Origin of the sequence: Prevotella sp. (assembly GCF_036570325.1) — a bacterium.
GTDB lineage: Bacteria > Bacteroidota > Bacteroidia > Bacteroidales > Bacteroidaceae > Prevotella.
On the sequence record NZ_DATCYK010000081.1, the window covers coordinates 1 to 1,500 of the forward strand.

1 protein-coding gene is annotated in these 1,500 nt (G+C 48.5%); it reads right to left on the reverse strand.

Annotated features, from left to right (window positions below):
* The coding region (locus VIR50_RS08400) for a SusC/RagA family TonB-linked outer membrane protein (protein ID WP_331934689.1) at positions 1-1,292 on the reverse strand (1,292 nt) is incomplete at its 3' end.
* Positions 1,293-1,500: the final 208 nt, after the last annotated feature.

Genomic DNA, 1,500 nt, shown 5'->3' on the forward strand with positions numbered 1-1,500 from the left:
TAAGCCAATGGGTTGGAGAAGGTATAGAAGTTGGAAACAGAATAGTAATTACCATTCTCATCACGCATAATGTTCTTGCCACCATCAATCAGTGCCTTCATGCTCGATGGCAGGTCAGCCGGCGCATAGGCCACGGGGGTAAGGGGATCCATGAGGAACGCGTCGTTCAAAATCTCGGCGATAACGCCTCGCATCTTGCCTTTGCTCAAGTTGGCATTACCCATCACCTTCAGCCAAGGCTTGATTTTATAGTCTAATTTCACCTGACCATTCAGGCGAGAGAAGGTGTCCGAGTTGCCTTTCAGCATACCGTCGTTGGTAAGATAGCCCGCTGAGACGTATACAGAACCACGGTCATTGCCGCTCGAAAACGATAAGTTATGCTTCAACATGGTCGTTGGCTCATACACTTCGCCAAGCCATTCGGTGTTGGTCTTGCCATCCCAGAACGCGTCAACGGTGGTTTGAGAGAAGCTCCCGGCCTCAACCATGAACTCGGCATACTCCTTTGCGTTCATCAATTTGGGCTTATGGGCCAGTGAGTTGCTGGAATATTGGAAGTCATAGGTAATGCGTCCCCAGTTATCGGCTGACTTTTTACCGCTCTTGGTCGTGATAAGTACCACGCCATTACCGGCCTGCGCACCGTAAATGGCGGCCGAGGCAGCGTCCTTGAGCACCTCCATGGAGGCGATGTCGCTCACATCTATACTGCTAATATCGTTCATGATGATACCGTCAACGACGTAAAGTGGCGACATATCGGAGTTAGAAGAATAACCGCGAACACGAATGGAGGGAACCGAACCGGGCATGCCCGACGTTGTGATTACTTGCACGCCGGAGGTCTTTCCCTGCAAGGCTTCCTCGGCGCTGGTCAGCGTTCGGTTGGCCACATCCTCATCCTTAACCTTTGAGATGGAGCCGGTAACGTTGCTTTTCTTCTGCACGCCATAACCGATAACGATGACATCATCGAGTGTTTTTTGGTCTTCCACCATCTTAACATTGAGTTTGGCGCTGTTAGCGACCAACGCCTTGGTGACAAAACCTACATAAGAAAACTCCAATGTGGCACCTTTGTGGGTGTTGATCACATAGTTTCCGTCAAGATCAGTGATGGAACCATTGTTCGTTCCCTTCTCTATGACACTCACACCAATCATCGGTTCGTTGTTATTATCAACGACTTTACCGGTGATTTTCAAACTACCTTGGGCCCACATGGAGGCCGTGCTCACCATCAAAAGGAGCAACAAGGTAATAAACCTGCGTATTTTTAAGTGTTCCATAATAAAAAATTAATGATTAAAGTCTATAATATAATAAGGTGAAAATTCCGTATCAGAAACCTCAGAGGCCCATTGCTTACATCGGTTTCTGCGGACATTGCCGCGCAATCTTTATCAGTTTGGCGTCGTGATGATGGCGAATCTCGCATTTATTATCGAAGATCATCGTCGCTCCCGTGCCCTCTGAATACGCTTCCCAAGCCGGAAG